This window comes from Nonomuraea sp. ZG12, from assembly GCF_052068115.1.
Classification (GTDB): Bacteria; Actinomycetota; Actinomycetes; order Streptosporangiales; family Streptosporangiaceae; genus Nonomuraea.
Genome location: NZ_JBQHCW010000041.1, coordinates 42,846 through 56,214 on the forward strand (window position 1 = coordinate 42,846; position 13,369 = coordinate 56,214).

The window sequence follows — 13,369 nt, forward strand, 5'->3', positions numbered from 1 at the left end:
CAGGTCAACGGGCTGAGACGCCTGGGTGATATTTCGGCAACCTCACGTTGACCTTAGTGCCCGCGCCAGGGGCCGTCTCGACGACCAATCCGTACTCGTCGCCGTACACCTGGCGCAGCCGCTCGTCGACGTTCGCCAGCCCGACGCCGCCCGATGAGGACGCCTCACCTGCGAGGATGCGGCGCAGCCGGTCCGGGTCCATGCCGAGGCCGTCGTCCTCGACGCTGATGCCGCACTCTGCTCCGGCGTCCTCGGCGACGATCGTGATCCGGCCCACGCCGTCCTTGCTCTCCAGGCCGTGCCTGACGGCGTTCTCCACCAGGGGCTGCAGGCACAGGAACGGCACCGCCACCGGCAGCACCTCGGGCGCGATGCGCAGCGTCACCTGAAGCTGGTCGCCGAAGCGGGCGCGTTCGAGGACGAGGTAGCGCTCGACCGAGCGCAGTTCCTCGGCCAGCGTGGTGAACTCGCCGTGCCGGCGGAAGGAGTAGCGGGTGAAGTCGGCGAACTCCAGCAGCAGCTCCCTGGCCCGCTCCGGGTCGGTGCGGACGAACGAGGCGATCGCGGTGAGCGAGTTGTAGATGAAGTGCGGCGAGATCTGCGCGCGCAGCGCCCGTACCTCCGCCTCCATCAGCAGCGTGCGCGAGCGGTGCAGCTCGGCCAGCTCCAGCTGTGAGTCCACCCAGCCGGCCACCTCCTGGGCGGCCCTGACGAGCCCCGCGGAGGCGTGCGGGCCGAAGGCGGCCAGCGTGCCGACCACCCGGTCGTCGGTGGTGAGAGGGACGACCACGGCGTGCCTGACGGGGCACTCCAGCAGGTCGCAGGAGATGGCCAGGACCTGGGTGCGGCCGTCGGCCAGGGTCGCCTTGGCCTGCTCGAAGGCCTCCGGGGCGTGGTGCTCGCCGGCCCCGTCGTAGACCAGCAGGCGCTCGCCGTCGGTGATGGCCAGGGCGGAGGAGCCGAGCAGCTCGCGCAGGTGCCGCGAGGCGCGCAGCGCGCCCTCGGAGGTCAGCCCGGCCCGCAGCGGCGGCCCGGCCAGCGAGGCCGTGTGCAGCGTCTCGAAGGTGGCCCGCTCCGCCGGGCTGGTGCCGAGTTCGCGGCGGCCCCGCATGACCCGCCAGAGCACGAACGCGGGCACCCCCACCAGTCCCGCGATCACGGCCGCGCCGAAGACGTACTCCATGACTCAGCCCTCGGGCAGCGCTTTGGCGATGCGCTCGGCGTAGAGCTGCGCCTCCGCGTCGGAGGCGTAGGTGGTGCGGGGCCAGAAGAAGCCGCGCAGGCCGTCCTTGCGGTGGCGTGGCACCACGTGCACGTGCAGGTGGGCGACGCTCTGGCTGACGCGGTTGTTCATGGCGACGAACGTGCCGCCGGTCTCCAGGCCCTCCTCCACGGCGCGGGCGATCGCCTGCACCCGCTCGAAGAACGGGCCGACGTCGGTCAGGTCGGTGAGCACCTCGACGTGGGCGCGCGGCACCACGAGCACATGCCCCTTGAAGACGGGCCGGGTGTCGAGGAAGGAGACCGACACCTCGTCGGAGTGCACGACGCGGGCCGGCCGCTCCCCGGCGATGATCTCGCAGAACAGGTCGTTGCTCACCGGCCGACTGTATCCGCCCGCCCGGCGTAGGCCGTCCAGCTGGTCATGTTGGGGCCCGACCACCGCTCCGGCGCGTGCAGGAAGCGCTCGCCGACGCGCTCGCGCAGCCGCTCGGGCACCTCGGCGGTCTTGCCGCCCCGGCAGTGGTAGACGAGCCCGCCCGGCCGCTGCGCCATCGCCATCCACGGCAGCCAGGGCGACACCCGGCACCAGGAGAACACCGACGGCACGTCGGCCATGCCGGAGCCGAGCTCGGCGGCCTCGGCGAAGAACTGGAACAGCTCCAGCGCCCGGTAGGTGTCGCCCGCCGAGTTGTCGGGGTAGTCGGCGACCTTGAGCGGCGAGGGGTAGGCCAGGCGGACGTCGACGTTGAAGACCACCTGGTCGCCCAGCCGGGTGACCGGCACCGGGCGGTCGCCGAGCCGCTGGTTGACCGGGTCGTTGAAGACGTGCCGCACCTCGGTCCGCCGCCCGGTGAGCGGGTTGTCCCACACGTCGAGCACGTCCCTGCCGACCGGGTCGAGGTAGAGGGCGGCCTCCCTGGTCAGCAGCTGCCAGCCGTCGTCGGCGCGGACCGCCCGGGCCACGTTGAGGCCCTCGAAGCCGAACAGGTGGTGCGGGCCGCCGTCCGGCTCCCATCCGTAGACGTCACCGGTCCACCACGAGATCGTCTCGGTGCCGTCGGACGACGCGCGTACCCGGATGAAGTCCATGACAGGCAGCCTTACCCGGCCGCGATGAGGTTGCAAGCCCCACGGTCAATCAGGGAGATTGTCGGGCTTGGGCGGGTCGCGCGGCACCACGTACGGCTCCTGCTCGGCGGGCTTGCCGGCGACCGCGTTGCGCTCCCTGATCAGCTCGGCGTCCAGCTCCGCTCCGAACAGCAGCGCCATGTTCGACAGCCACAGCCAGACGAGGAAGACCACGACCGCCGCGAGCGTGCCGTACGTCTTGTTGTAAGAGCCGAAGTTGGCCACGTACAGCGCGAAGCCGCCGGAGACGAGCACCCAGAGCAGGACCGCCAGCAGGCCGCCGGGGGTGAGCCAGCGCACGCCGAGCTGGCGCACGTTCGGCGCCGCCCAGTAGAGCACCATGATCAGCCCTGCCGCGATCAGCGCCAGGACGGGCCACTTGGCCAGGTCCCAGACGGTCACCACGGTCTCGCCCAGGCCCAGCGCCTCACCCGCCAGGCGCGCGAAGTCACCGGTCAGCGTGACCGCGACCGCCGCCACGGTCAGCAGGACCGCGAGGAGGACCGTGAGGCCGACGCGCAGTGGGGTGATCTTCCAGAAGGGGCGGCCCTCCCGGATGTCGTAGATCTGGTTGCCCGCCCTGATGAAGGCCGCGATGTAGCCGGAGGCAGCCCACAGCGCGACCACGAGACCGATGATCGCGGCGAGGCCCGCCCGGGTGTCGCGCACCTGCGACAGGCCCTGGCCGAGCAGATCGCGCACCTCCGCGGGCGCCGGCGCCGTCAGGTTGCCGACGACGGCGGCGGCGTCCTGACGGCCGAGCAGTCCGAGCAGCGACACCAGGACGATCAGCGCGGGGAAGATCGACAAAACCGCGTAGTAGGTGAGGGAGGCCGCCAGGTCCTGGACGCGGTCGTTGTTGAACTCGGCAACCGTGCGCCTGATCACGCGCCACCAGGACCGGCCTGGCAGTTCGGTGGGCCGCTCGGGACGTTCCACCGCTCACTTGGCCCTGTTGCGCCTCATGATCCACCGCACGACGAAGGCCAGCACCGCGCCCATGGCCGCGATCATCAGCACGGGCCGCTTCCTGGCCTGCTCAGGCGTCGCGTCGTGCACCTTGTCCGCCATGACGGCGGCCTTGCCCTTGACGGTCCCGGCCACCTCGGTCGCCTTGCCCTTCGCCGTACCGGTCACTTCGGCCGCCTTGCCCTTGGCCGCACCGGTCATCTCGGCCGCCTTGCCCTTGGCCGTGCCCGTGAGCTCGGCCGCCTTCTCCTTGGCCGTCTCCGTCATCTCCGCCGCTTTTCCCTTCGCGGTCTCCGCCATGTGTCCTGCCCTTCCCTTCGCTGTAGCCGCCGCCTCGCCCGCCCGGCTCTTGACGTCCGCCTTCTGGGCCAGGGCGTGCACGGTCTCGCCGAGCTCCTGGCGGGTCTGCCTGATGTCCTGTCGTACGTCGTCCGCGTCCTGCTGTCTCACGCCGTCCTGACTGTGGCGCCGCTCGTGCCGCTCGCGGCTGTGGCGCTCGTGGCTGTGCCGCTCGTCGCTGGGGTGCTGCTCGTGGCGGGGCTCGCCGCCCTGCAGCGACTCCTCCTCCACGGCGCGCGACCTGACCGCGTCGGTGCGGTCGTCGCGCTGGGGGGCCTCGGGGACGAAGGTCTCGTGACCCTCGCGGGCGCGCTCCGCCTCGTGCGCGTTCTCAGCCGCGCCGGGCCTGGTGGGGGGCACGTTGATGGACTCGTGGTCGAAGGGCTCGCCCACTGCCGCGCGCCGGGCGCCCACGGTGCCCGCGTGCTGCTTGTCGGTGCGACCGGGGTTCATCTCGCTCATCGCCGCGCCCCCTCCTTGACCGCGTCGAGGTCGGCCCGGACGCTCGCCATCGTCTCCGCCGGGACCATCGGCGTGGCCTGCTGGACCTTCTTCTTGCCGACCAGGCCGAGCAGCGCGGCGGCGACGAACAGGAGCACCGCCACGATCGCGGCGGCCAGCCACGCGGGCATGACCAGAGCGAGAAGCAGCACGAGCGCGGCCACAAGCGTGGCTCCGCCCAGGAACGCGATCACGCCGGCCGCGCCGGCCAGCCCCGCGCCGAGTCCCGCGCGCTTGCCCTTCTGCGTGAGCTCGAGCTTGGCCAGCCGCAACTCGTCCTTCACGAGCCGGGAGACCTGTTCCGACAGATCGTTCACTAGCTTGTGAGTGTCGTTCACGCCGTCGCCTCCTCCGTTCGAGGGGGCGACTACCCAGGGAACCGGCCTTCTATCAACGGCACGGCGGCGCGCAGGGGGTCAGCGCCCGGTCAGCGCTGAGTCAGCGCTCGTCAGCGCTTGGCCGCGCGCAGCAGGAAGTCGAAGACCGCCACGACGGGCGACTTCTGGGTCTCGCACCAGTTGTCGGGCTTCTTGGGCGCGCTCCACGGGGATGGGAGCTCGCACGAGGGAGCCTGCGGCTTGGGCCGCTCACACCACGATCCGGGAGGGTTCATATTTTTATCGTACGCGCCGTGGCCGTGTCTCGGCGGGTAACCTGCCGAGGTGCTGGTCGTACATGGTGTCTGGGCAGGAGACGGGCTCGCCTTCTGGGCGGAGGACGCGGCCGTCGACCCGCGCCCCGCGGCCGGAGCCGCCCCGCGCTCCCACCCCTTCGCCGCCTCGGCGAGCACCCTGGCCGCCGCCCTCGCCCTCCCCGAGGCTGCCCGGGACGCGTCGCAGGGTCCTGGTGAAGGCGTCCGCGAGCTGGAGCTGCTGCTGCCCGGCTCGGTGAAGGAGCCGCTGCCGTCTCCCGAGACGGGACGGCTGTCCGCGATCGCCCGGCCCCGGCTGCACCTGTGGCGGGTCGACGCGCTGGTTCCGCCCGTCGGCGAGGCGCTGCGCCTGGTGGACGAGCAGGCCGCCGGCGCTGCCACCCTGCGTCACTGGGCCACCGTCGTGGCGTTCGCTCGCGATCTCGTACGGCGCGGCCGCGTCATCCCCCGGCTCGTCACCGTCGGCGACGGCGGCACGGGCGAGCGGCCCGATGACGGCGGCGTGGGCCAGTGGGCCGGAAAGTGGGCTCAGCCCGAGGCCGACGCCAGGGCGGTGTGGCAGCCGGTGCTGACCGGCGCGGACGCGTCGTACTTCAAGGAGCTGGCCCTGGCCATGCCGCCCGCCTGCCGCACCTGGAGGGCCGAGCGGCCGTCCGGTGAGGTGCTGGGTGAGGCGCTGGGGGCGTTCGCCGACGCGCTGGTGCGGGCGGCGCTGGGCGAGCCGCTCGTCAGGCGGCCGGGCACGCCGCAGGAGCGATGGCTGGCGGCGCTGACCGGGCCTGACGGCGCCTGCCCGGACGTGCCGGGGCTGCGGAAGGAACTCGACGCCTGGCGGGCGTCCGTGGTCGCCGCCGACGGGGCCGCCCGCGTCTGCTTCCGGCTGGTCGAACCAGCCGACGCGGGCACCGACGCAGGAGCGGGCGGGGGCTCTGGGGAGTGGCGGGTGGAGGTGGCGTTGCAGGCCGCCGATGACCCCAGTCTGTACGTTCCCGCCAGGCGGGTGTGGGCCGGCGAGCCGGTGGTGGGGTTGCCTCGGCGGCCGGAGCGGGAGCTGCTCGCCGGGCTGGGGCGGGCCGTGCGGCTGTATCCCGAGCTGGATCGGGCGCTGCGGGTGGCCGAACCTAGCGAGCTGACACTGGGCACGCGGGGCGCGTTCGAGTTCCTGCGGCAGGCGGCGCCGCTGCTGCAGGCGGCCGGGTTCGGGGTGCAGCTGCCGAGGTGGGCGGGGCGCGCCCGGCTCGGGCTGAAGCTCACCACCCGCACCCAGCGGCAGAGCGCGGCCACGGGGCAGGGGTTCGGGCTGCGGGAGCTGGTGGACTTCAGGGTCGACCTGGCGGTGGGCGACGAGACCGTCACCGAGGAGGAGCTGGCCGAGCTGGCCAGGCTCAAGGTGCCGCTGGTACGAGTGCGGGGCCAGTGGGTGGAGCTGGACGAGCGCCAGCTCGCGGCGGCGTTGAAGGCGGTCGAGGGCGGCCGGGCCGGGCAGGCGCCGGCGGCCGACATCCTGCGCGAGGTGATGCAGGGGGACGATGAGCTGCCGCTGCTGACGGTGGACGCCGACGGGGTACTCGGCGATCTGCTGTCGGGGCAGGCGGAGCGGCGGCTGCTGCCGATCGGCACGCCCGCCGGGCTGGACGCGACGCTGCGGCCCTACCAGGAGCGCGGGCTGGCGTGGCTGAGCTTCCTGTCGGAGCTGGGGCTCGGCGGGGTGCTCGCCGACGACATGGGCCTGGGCAAGACGGTCACCACGCTGGCGCTGCTCGTGCACGAGCGGGCCGGGTCAGGGCCCACCGAGCCGACGCTGCTGGTCTGCCCGATGTCGCTGGTGGGCAACTGGCGCCGGGAGGCGGCCCGGTTCGCGCCGGAGCTGCGCGTGCACGTACACCATGGCAGCGGCAGGGACGTCGGCGAGATCGACGGCGCGGACCTGGTGATCACCACTTACGGGACCGCCCAGCGGGATCTGGAGGCGCTGCGCGGGCTGCGGTGGCGGCGGGTGGTCTGCGACGAGGCGCAGGCCATCAAGAACAGCTCCACGCTGCAGGCGCGGGCGGTCAGGGCGATCCCGGCGGGCACCCGGCTGGCCCTGACCGGGACTCCGGTGGAGAACCATCTCGCCGAGCTGTGGTCGATCATGGAGTTCGCCAATCCTGGGCTGCTCGGGTCGCGGTCGAGGTTCAGGACGCGCTTCCAGGAGCCGATCGAGGCCCGTCAGGACGAGCAGGCGGCGCAGGCGCTGCGGCGGGCGACCGGGCCGTTCGTGCTGCGCCGGCTCAAGACGGACACCTCGATCATCTCCGACCTGCCGGAGAAGCTGGAGGTCAAGGAGTGGTGCACGCTGACGGCCGAGCAGGCGTCGCTGTACCAGGCGGTCGTGGACGACATGCTGGCCAAGATCGACGACAGTGAGGGGATCGAGCGGCGCGGCCTGGTGCTGAGCGCGATGGCCAGGCTGAAGCAGGTCTGCAACCACCCGGCTCACCTGCTCAAGGACGGCTCGCTGCTGGCGGGCAGGTCGGGCAAGCTGAGCCGGCTGGAGCAGCTCGCGGAGGAGATCGTGGCCGAGGGCGAGAAGGCGCTGGTGTTCACGCAGTACTCCGAGTTCGGCACGATGCTGCAGCCCTATCTGGCGCAGCGGCTGGAGCGGCCGGTGCTGTGGCTGCACGGCGGCCTGCCGAGCCGGACCCGCGACCGCCTGGTGGACCGCTTCCAGCATGACGACGAGCCGATGCTGTTCCTGCTGTCGCTCAAGGCGGCGGGCGTGGGGCTGAACCTGACGGCCGCGAGCCACGTCATCCACGTCGACCGCTGGTGGAACCCGGCCGTCGAGGACCAGGCGACCGACCGGGCGTTCCGCATCGGCCAGCGCCGCAACGTCCAGGTGCGCAAGCTGATCTGCGCCGGCACCTTGGAAGAACGGGTGGACGAGATGATCGAGCGGAAGAAGGCGCTCGCCGAGCGGGTGGTCGGCGCGGGCGAGGACTGGCTGACGGACCTGTCCACCGGTGAGCTGCGCGAGGTGTTCCGTCTGACGGCCGAGGCGGTGAGCTGAGCATGCCGGTCGGCAGGGACGGCTGGTTCGAGGCGGGCCGGCCCATCAGGGTCGAGGGCGGCATCCGAGCCCGGACGCAGCGCGGCTCCATCGGCTCGACGTGGTGGTCCAGGCGCTTCATCGACATCCTGGAGCGGATCTGCGACCAGGGCCGGCTGTCGCGCGGCCGCCGCTACGCCCGCGCCGGCCAGGTCCTGTCCATCGACCTGTCGCCCGGCCTGGCGGCCGCGTCGGTGCAGGGCTCGCGTGCCGAGCCGTACGACGTGACGATCTCCGTCGAGGCGTACGACGAGACGCGCTGGACGGCGATCGAGGAGGCGATCGGGGCGCAGGCCGTCTACCGGGCCAAGCTGCTGGCCGGGGAGATGCCCACGGAGATCGAGGAGCTGTTCGCCTCGCTCGGCGCCGACCTGTTCCCGCGCGACCTGGACATGGAGTGCTCGTGCCCCGACTGGGGCTTTCCGTGCAAGCACGTGTCGGCGGTGCTGTATCTGCTGGCCGAGTCGTTCGACGACGATCCGTTCCTGGTGCTCGCCTGGCGCGGCCGCACCCGCGACCAGCTGCTCGGCAACCTGGCCGACGACCCGGTGGCGGACGCGGTGTCGCTGGAGGTGGCGGACGTGCCGTTCGCCGACCGCCTGGCGGACTTCTACGCGCCGGCGGCCACCGTCCACCGCCCCGAACGCAGGCCCGCCGCCGCGCCGCCGGACCTCCTCCCCCGCGTCTTCCCCCCGCCCCCGGAGGTGGCGGGCCCGCTCACCGCCGCCTACGGCCGTCTGGGATCCGGCTAGGGGGTCAGCGGTCCTCGAAGCTGTCGGGGACCATCACGCGGACGCCGTTGGGGACCACGCGCAGGCGGATGGGCGTGCGGAGGCGTACTTCGCCGTCGACGTCGGCGGCCATCGGCGGGTCGGTCTCCAGCAGCATCTCGCGGCCGACCACGAAGGGGCCGCCCGCCAGGCTGCGCCAGCGGCCGGTGGTGGCGCGGGCCAGCGTCTCGACCAGGAGCCGCACTTTCTTGCCCGAGCCGAGCTGGTAGGCCACCAGCATGCCGTCGTCGATGCTGATGTCGCGGGCCACCTGCCAGCCGCCGTGGAAGCGGCCGTTGGCGATGTTGAGCTGGTGGGTGAGCAGCTCGTGGCGCTGGCCGTCGACGGTGATGTAGGCGCGGAAAGGCGTGTGCCCCGGCAGCACGGTGAGGGCGGTCAGCGGGTAGGCCGGCCGGCCGAGCACCCGCTTGAGCCACGGCTTGACCTTGCCCGCCACCTCGACCGACACGCCGAAGCTGGCCAGGTTGGCGAACGGCCGGTCGTCGGCCATGCCGAGGTCGATGTCGGCGACCTTGCCGGTGTCGAACACCCTGATCGCGCCCGCCAGGTCGAGCGGCAGGCCGAGGCTGCGGGCGAAGTTGTTGGTGGTGCCGAGCGGCAGCACGCCGAGCGCCACGTCGCGGTGGGCGACGTGGCGCACGGCCGAGGAGAGGGTGCCGTCGCCGCCGCCGACGATGAGCAGGTCAGGGCCGGTGGCGAGCGCGGTGTCCAGCAGGTCGCGCAGCCGCTTGGGGTTGTAGACGCCGATCTCGGCCAGTGGTTCGTAGCCGAGCTTGTGCAGCTGCTCGATCACCTCGAAGTAGTGGCGACGGCCGCGGCGCGAACGAGTGTTGATCACCACCGCGACCCGGCGGTCCTGCCGGATCGCCTTGGTGTGCTCGGCCTTGGCGCGCAATTCGCTCATGGTCGTCAATCGTAGGTCCTGATCCCCCGGCCTTCAGCCGCCGGACCAGGTCGGGTGGAGGGCCGCCGGGACTTCTCCCGGCGGCCCCGTGGCTCACTTCTTGGGCGGGACCACCTGGACGATGGCGCCCAGGTTGCCGGGAAGCGGCGAGACGAGCTTGAACTGCACGCCCAGCGCCTTGCCCTCGTCACCGGGGTTGCCGGTGCCGAGGACGTGGCCGCCGCCGATGTCGGTGCCGTAGAACTCGGTGGCGGGGGTGCCGTCGACGTTCACCACGCGGGTGCTGTACGGCTGGTCGTCCTTGCTCGGGACCACGACGGAGGCGTCGAAGTCACGGTAGAAGAGGCCGCCGTCCTGCACTTCGAGGCCGGGGTACCAGGTCTTGGCATCGGTGAAGGTCCGCACGCCCTTGAGCCCCTTGATCTCGGTGCAGTACTCGCTGAACGGCTCACCGGCTGCCTCCAGACACTCCTTCAGCGGGTAGGTGTTCTTGAAGGAGAAGGCCGCGTTGGACGTCTGCGTACGGCCGTCCATGTTCTTGTGCCGGCTCGGGTCCTTGGCGGCGGCGTCGCCCGTGCGGCGCAGCGGGTCGAAGTGGGAGTCCACCAGGAGGAGGGAGCCCTTGGAGCCGATGCTCGGCCCGGCTTCGAGGTTGTTGGCCAGGCTGTTGTTGGTGAAGGTCGAGTCGCGGTACCAGACCAGCAGGCCGGGCGCGTTGTACTTGACCTTCTCCACCTTCCACGCGCCGTCACGCGAGTAGTTGGTGTCGTAGGCGTACTGCAGGCCCTTGTCGAACCCGTCGAAGTTACGCCATTCGGCCAGGTAGAACCGGTCGATCTGGCGTTCGCCGTTGTTGATCGTCCAGCCCGAGCCGCTGGTGTTGGTGAACGTGCCGCCGGCGGCGCGCCAGCCGTTCTCGCCGCCTTCGACGTCGTCGCTCCACACGGCGGCGCCGCCGTTGGTGAGCTCGAAGTCGTCGGCGTGCCAGCCGCGCGGGGTGAAGGCCGCGTCGGTGTTGTACGCCAGCCGCAGCTTGATCGTCTGACCGGCGAACGGGGTCAGGTTGACGTAGTCGTGCCGCCAGCCGTCGGTGTTGCCGGTGATGCCGTACTTCTTGTCGCCGAACGCCTGGAGGTTCTTGTTCGGGTCCGGGTAGTCGTCGGCGGTGGTGATCTCGTTGCCGGCCTCGTCGAAGACCTTCTGCTGGGCCCACGTCTGGCCGCCGTCGGTGGACACCTCGACGAAGCCGAAGTCCCAGTCGGCCTCGATCTCGTAGTTGTTCCACATCCAGAACCGCACGTCGGTCCCGGCGGGCACCTCCACGTCGCGGTTCAGCGAGACGTTGGCCCACTCCTGGTCCATGCCGGACCACCAGGCGCCGGTGCCGCTGTGCGGGTCGATCATCTTCAGCGGCTCGGACTTGAGGTTCACCCGGACGCCGTCCTCGGTGAACTTGGGGGTGCGGGAGGACTGGCCGACGGTGACCAGGCGCTGGCGGTCACCCGGGTCGAGCACCTCGGGGTTCGCCCAGCCGAGCACCCACTTGTCCCACAGGCCCATGTGGGTGGGCATCGACTGGAAGATCGGGCCGGAGTGGGAGCCGCTGGACATCAGGTCCCAGAAGTCCACCGCGGAGCTGGCCGCGCCCGAGGTGTCGTAGAGGTCGGGCAGGCCCAGGTCGTGGCCGTACTCGTGGGCGAAGACGCCGACGCCGGAGTCCTCGGGCTGCACGATGTAGTTGGAGATCTTCTTGTCGCTGCCGGGCACCTGATAGCCGCCGGCGACCGCGCTGGAGTGCGCCCAGATGGCGTAGGTGCCCTCGGCGCCGCCGCCGGAGGACTTGTCCTTGCCGGCGTGCACGAGCACGAGGTGGTCGATCACGCCGTCGGGCTCGGCGAAGTTGCCGTCGCCGTCGGCGTCGGAGACGTCCTCGACGTCGTAGTCGGCCCACGGGAAGTCGGGCTGGGTCTGCGCGAGCACGTCGACGGCGTCGATGGCGAGCTGGCCGGCGCCGCGCGGGTTGTCGGGGTGGCCGGACATGTCCTGCTGGACGTTGCCGCAGGCCGCCGCGCCGTACCACGCCTCGGAGTGCGGGGCCTTGATCCAGCCGACGGCGGAGCCGGTGACGGAGTAGGCGCCCTTGGACATCTCCTCGTACATCTTCTTCATGGTGAAGCCGGAGATGTCGATGCCGCGCCTGCCGTCGCGCGGGTCTCTCAGGTCGGTGCGCACCCGCTCGGTGATGCCCCGGTCGGTGTAGAGCATCTTGTTGAAGTGCTCGGGGCTGAAGTCCTTGACCCAGAAGGAGTTGTTGTCCTTCGCCTGCAGGGTGGCGGGGTCGGGGATGTTGTTGTGCAAGGGGCCGTTCAGCACCGTGCCGGCCGGCTCGGTGACGCAGTCGTCGGGGGCGCTGCCGACGGTCCGGGGCCGGCTGAAGCCGGAGAAGTCGTCGTTGGCGCCCTCGTTGAACTCGACGAGCAGAGTCAGCAGCTTGGCCGTCGTGGTCTGCTTGGAGTTCTTGAAGATGAAGTCCGCCGGGTTGCGGCCCGTCTTGATGGCCTGCCTCTCGCGAGCGGCGAGGACGCGGCCGGCGGCGGGGTTGCCGGTCTTGAACTTCCGGTCGAACTTCTGCGCCCGGGACAGGCGCTTGTCGCTGCCGGGCACGGCCGGGTCCTCGGGCGAGTCCTCGACGCTGGGCGGCGCGTAGTTAATGTAGTAGTCAGAGGCACTGGGCTCGTATCTCGCCACCGAGGATGCCTGAGCGGTGGGGACCGTCAAGGCAGCGCCGAGGAGGGCTACCGCCGGGACCAGGGTTAACAGGCGCTTTGGGCTGGACAAAGTAACCCCTTCTGCCCGGGATCGCCGGGCGCATGATCATAGGGAGTCGCAATGCCGGACGGTAGAGCTTCCTAAAGAATCCGTAAAGTAGGTTGTTGAAATGTAACCAAATAAGGACATTTCACAACAGCAGACCCATGGCTATGGTCACGCGCGCCCGTAACAGACGAACGCGAGGCCCCAGTAGGGACCTCGCGTAAGGAGCCGCCCGGGTCAGCCGGTCGTCTTCTCCGGCTTCCTGTGCGGGTAGTGCAGGTCGAAGGCGGGCCGTTCGGACCGGATCGGCGGCATGGACGTGAAGTTGTGCCGGGGCGGCGGGCAGGAGGTGGCCCATTCGAGTGAGTTGCCGAACCCCCACGGGTCGTCCATCCTCACCTTGGGCGCTCTCTTGGCCGTTTTGTAGATGTTGTAGAGGAACGGGATCGTCGAGGCGCTGAGCAGGAACGCCCCCACGGAAGAGATCTGGTTGAGCGTGGTGAACCCGTCCAGGGCGCCGTAGTCGGCGTAGCGCCGGGGCATGCCGAGCACGCCGAGCCAGTGCTGCACCAGGAACGTGGTGTGGAAGCCGATGAACAGGGTCCAGAAGTGGACCTTGCCGAGCCGGTCGTCGAGCATCTTGCCGGTCATCTTCGGCCACCAGAAGTAGAAGCCGGCGAACATCGCGAACACCACCGTGCCGAAGACCACGTAGTGGAAGTGCGCCACCACGAAGTACGTGTCGGTGACGTGGAAGTCGAGCGGCGGCGAGCCGAGGATGACCCCGGTGAGCCCGCCCAGCAGGAACGTGATGAGGAACCCGATCGCGAACAGCATCGGCGACTCGAAGCTGAGATGCCCGCGCCACATCGTGCCGATCCAGTTGAAGAACTTCACCCCGGTCGGCACCGCGATGAGGAAGGTCATGAACGAGAAGAACGGCAGCAGCACCTGGC

At 71.0% G+C, this 13,369-nt stretch carries 12 protein-coding genes; 2 read left to right on the forward strand and 10 right to left on the reverse strand.

The window, feature by feature from the left end; all coding sequences use genetic code 11:
- Window positions 1–4 precede the first annotated feature (4 nt).
- The 7 genes from ACTMTF_RS46795 to ACTMTF_RS46825 all read right to left on the reverse strand — a co-directional run bounded on the left by ACTMTF_RS46795 (window position 5) and on the right by ACTMTF_RS46825 (window position 4,774).
- Window positions 5–1,183: a sensor histidine kinase gene (locus tag ACTMTF_RS46795; protein ID WP_441116554.1), complete on the reverse strand. Its 1,179-nt coding sequence runs from the start codon at window positions 1,181–1,183 to the stop codon at window positions 5–7.
- Window positions 1,184–1,186: 3 nt separating this feature from the next.
- Window positions 1,187–1,600 (reverse strand): HIT family protein, encoded by a 414-nt coding sequence (locus tag ACTMTF_RS46800; RefSeq protein ID WP_441116555.1) that lies wholly within the window; start codon window positions 1,598–1,600, stop codon window positions 1,187–1,189.
- A complete protein-coding gene (locus tag ACTMTF_RS46805) occupies window positions 1,597–2,313 on the reverse strand; it encodes a DUF1838 family protein (RefSeq protein WP_441116556.1) in 717 nt (238 codons plus the stop codon). The genes ACTMTF_RS46800 and ACTMTF_RS46805 overlap by 4 nt, the downstream gene beginning before the upstream one ends.
- Window positions 2,314–2,358: 45 nt before the next feature.
- A complete protein-coding gene (locus tag ACTMTF_RS46810) occupies window positions 2,359–3,291 on the reverse strand; it encodes a YihY/virulence factor BrkB family protein (protein WP_441116557.1) in 933 nt (310 codons plus the stop codon).
- A gap of 3 nt (window positions 3,292–3,294) precedes the next feature.
- Window positions 3,295–4,122 carry a DUF3618 domain-containing protein gene (locus ACTMTF_RS46815; RefSeq protein ID WP_441116558.1) on the reverse strand — a complete coding sequence of 276 codons (828 nt, stop codon included), beginning with the start codon at window positions 4,120–4,122 and terminating at the stop codon, window positions 3,295–3,297.
- A complete protein-coding gene (locus tag ACTMTF_RS46820) occupies window positions 4,119–4,499 on the reverse strand; it encodes a phage holin family protein (RefSeq protein ID WP_441116559.1) in 381 nt (126 codons plus the stop codon). Before ACTMTF_RS46820 ends, ACTMTF_RS46815 begins: the two co-directional genes overlap by 4 nt.
- Window positions 4,500–4,609: 110 nt before the next feature.
- The gene (locus tag ACTMTF_RS46825) at window positions 4,610–4,774 is read right to left on the reverse strand and encodes a hypothetical protein (protein ID WP_397002085.1); all 165 of its coding nucleotides are present in this window, start codon (window positions 4,772–4,774) and stop codon (window positions 4,610–4,612) included.
- A 49-nt stretch (window positions 4,775–4,823) separates the two neighbouring features.
- Between ACTMTF_RS46825 and ACTMTF_RS46830 the strand changes: the two genes are divergently transcribed.
- On the forward strand, window positions 4,824–7,865 hold the full coding sequence (locus ACTMTF_RS46830) for a DEAD/DEAH box helicase (protein WP_441116560.1): 3,042 nt from the start codon (window positions 4,824–4,826) through the stop codon (window positions 7,863–7,865).
- A 2-nt stretch (window positions 7,866–7,867) separates the two neighbouring features.
- A complete protein-coding gene (locus tag ACTMTF_RS46835; RefSeq protein WP_441116561.1) occupies window positions 7,868–8,656 on the forward strand; it encodes an SWIM zinc finger family protein in 789 nt (262 codons plus the stop codon).
- Between the two features lie 4 nt (window positions 8,657–8,660).
- Here ACTMTF_RS46835 and ACTMTF_RS46840 read toward each other — a convergent pair whose 3' ends face one another.
- From ACTMTF_RS46840 to ACTMTF_RS46850, 3 genes are all read right to left on the reverse strand, one after another.
- Window positions 8,661–9,599 carry a diacylglycerol/lipid kinase family protein gene (locus ACTMTF_RS46840; RefSeq protein ID WP_397002091.1) on the reverse strand — a complete coding sequence of 313 codons (939 nt, stop codon included), beginning with the start codon at window positions 9,597–9,599 and terminating at the stop codon, window positions 8,661–8,663.
- A 93-nt stretch (window positions 9,600–9,692) separates the two neighbouring features.
- Window positions 9,693–12,347 (reverse strand): immune inhibitor A domain-containing protein, encoded by a 2,655-nt coding sequence (locus tag ACTMTF_RS46845; RefSeq protein ID WP_441116562.1) that lies wholly within the window; start codon window positions 12,345–12,347, stop codon window positions 9,693–9,695.
- Window positions 12,348–12,650: 303 nt separating this feature from the next.
- Window positions 12,651–13,369, reverse strand: a 719-nt coding sequence (locus tag ACTMTF_RS46850) for a cytochrome c oxidase subunit I (RefSeq protein WP_441116563.1), incomplete at its 5' end; no start/stop codon positions are given.

Excerpts from the sequence above, each read along its gene's own strand:
- ACTMTF_RS46795 (WP_441116554.1), bottom strand. The coding sequence starts at position 1,183 with ATGGAGTACGTCTTCGGCGCGGCCGTGATCGCGGGACTGGTGGGGGTG.
- ACTMTF_RS46805 (WP_441116556.1), bottom strand. The coding sequence starts at position 2,313 with ATGGACTTCATCCGGGTACGCGCGTCGTCCGACGGCACCGAGACGATC.
- ACTMTF_RS46815 (WP_441116558.1), bottom strand. The coding sequence starts at position 4,122 with ATGAGCGAGATGAACCCCGGTCGCACCGACAAGCAGCACGCGGGCACC.
- ACTMTF_RS46825 (WP_397002085.1), bottom strand. The coding sequence starts at position 4,774 with ATGAACCCTCCCGGATCGTGGTGTGAGCGGCCCAAGCCGCAGGCTCCC.
- ACTMTF_RS46835 (WP_441116561.1), top strand. The coding sequence starts at position 7,868 with ATGCCGGTCGGCAGGGACGGCTGGTTCGAGGCGGGCCGGCCCATCAGG.
- ACTMTF_RS46840 (WP_397002091.1), bottom strand. The coding sequence starts at position 9,599 with ATGAGCGAATTGCGCGCCAAGGCCGAGCACACCAAGGCGATCCGGCAG.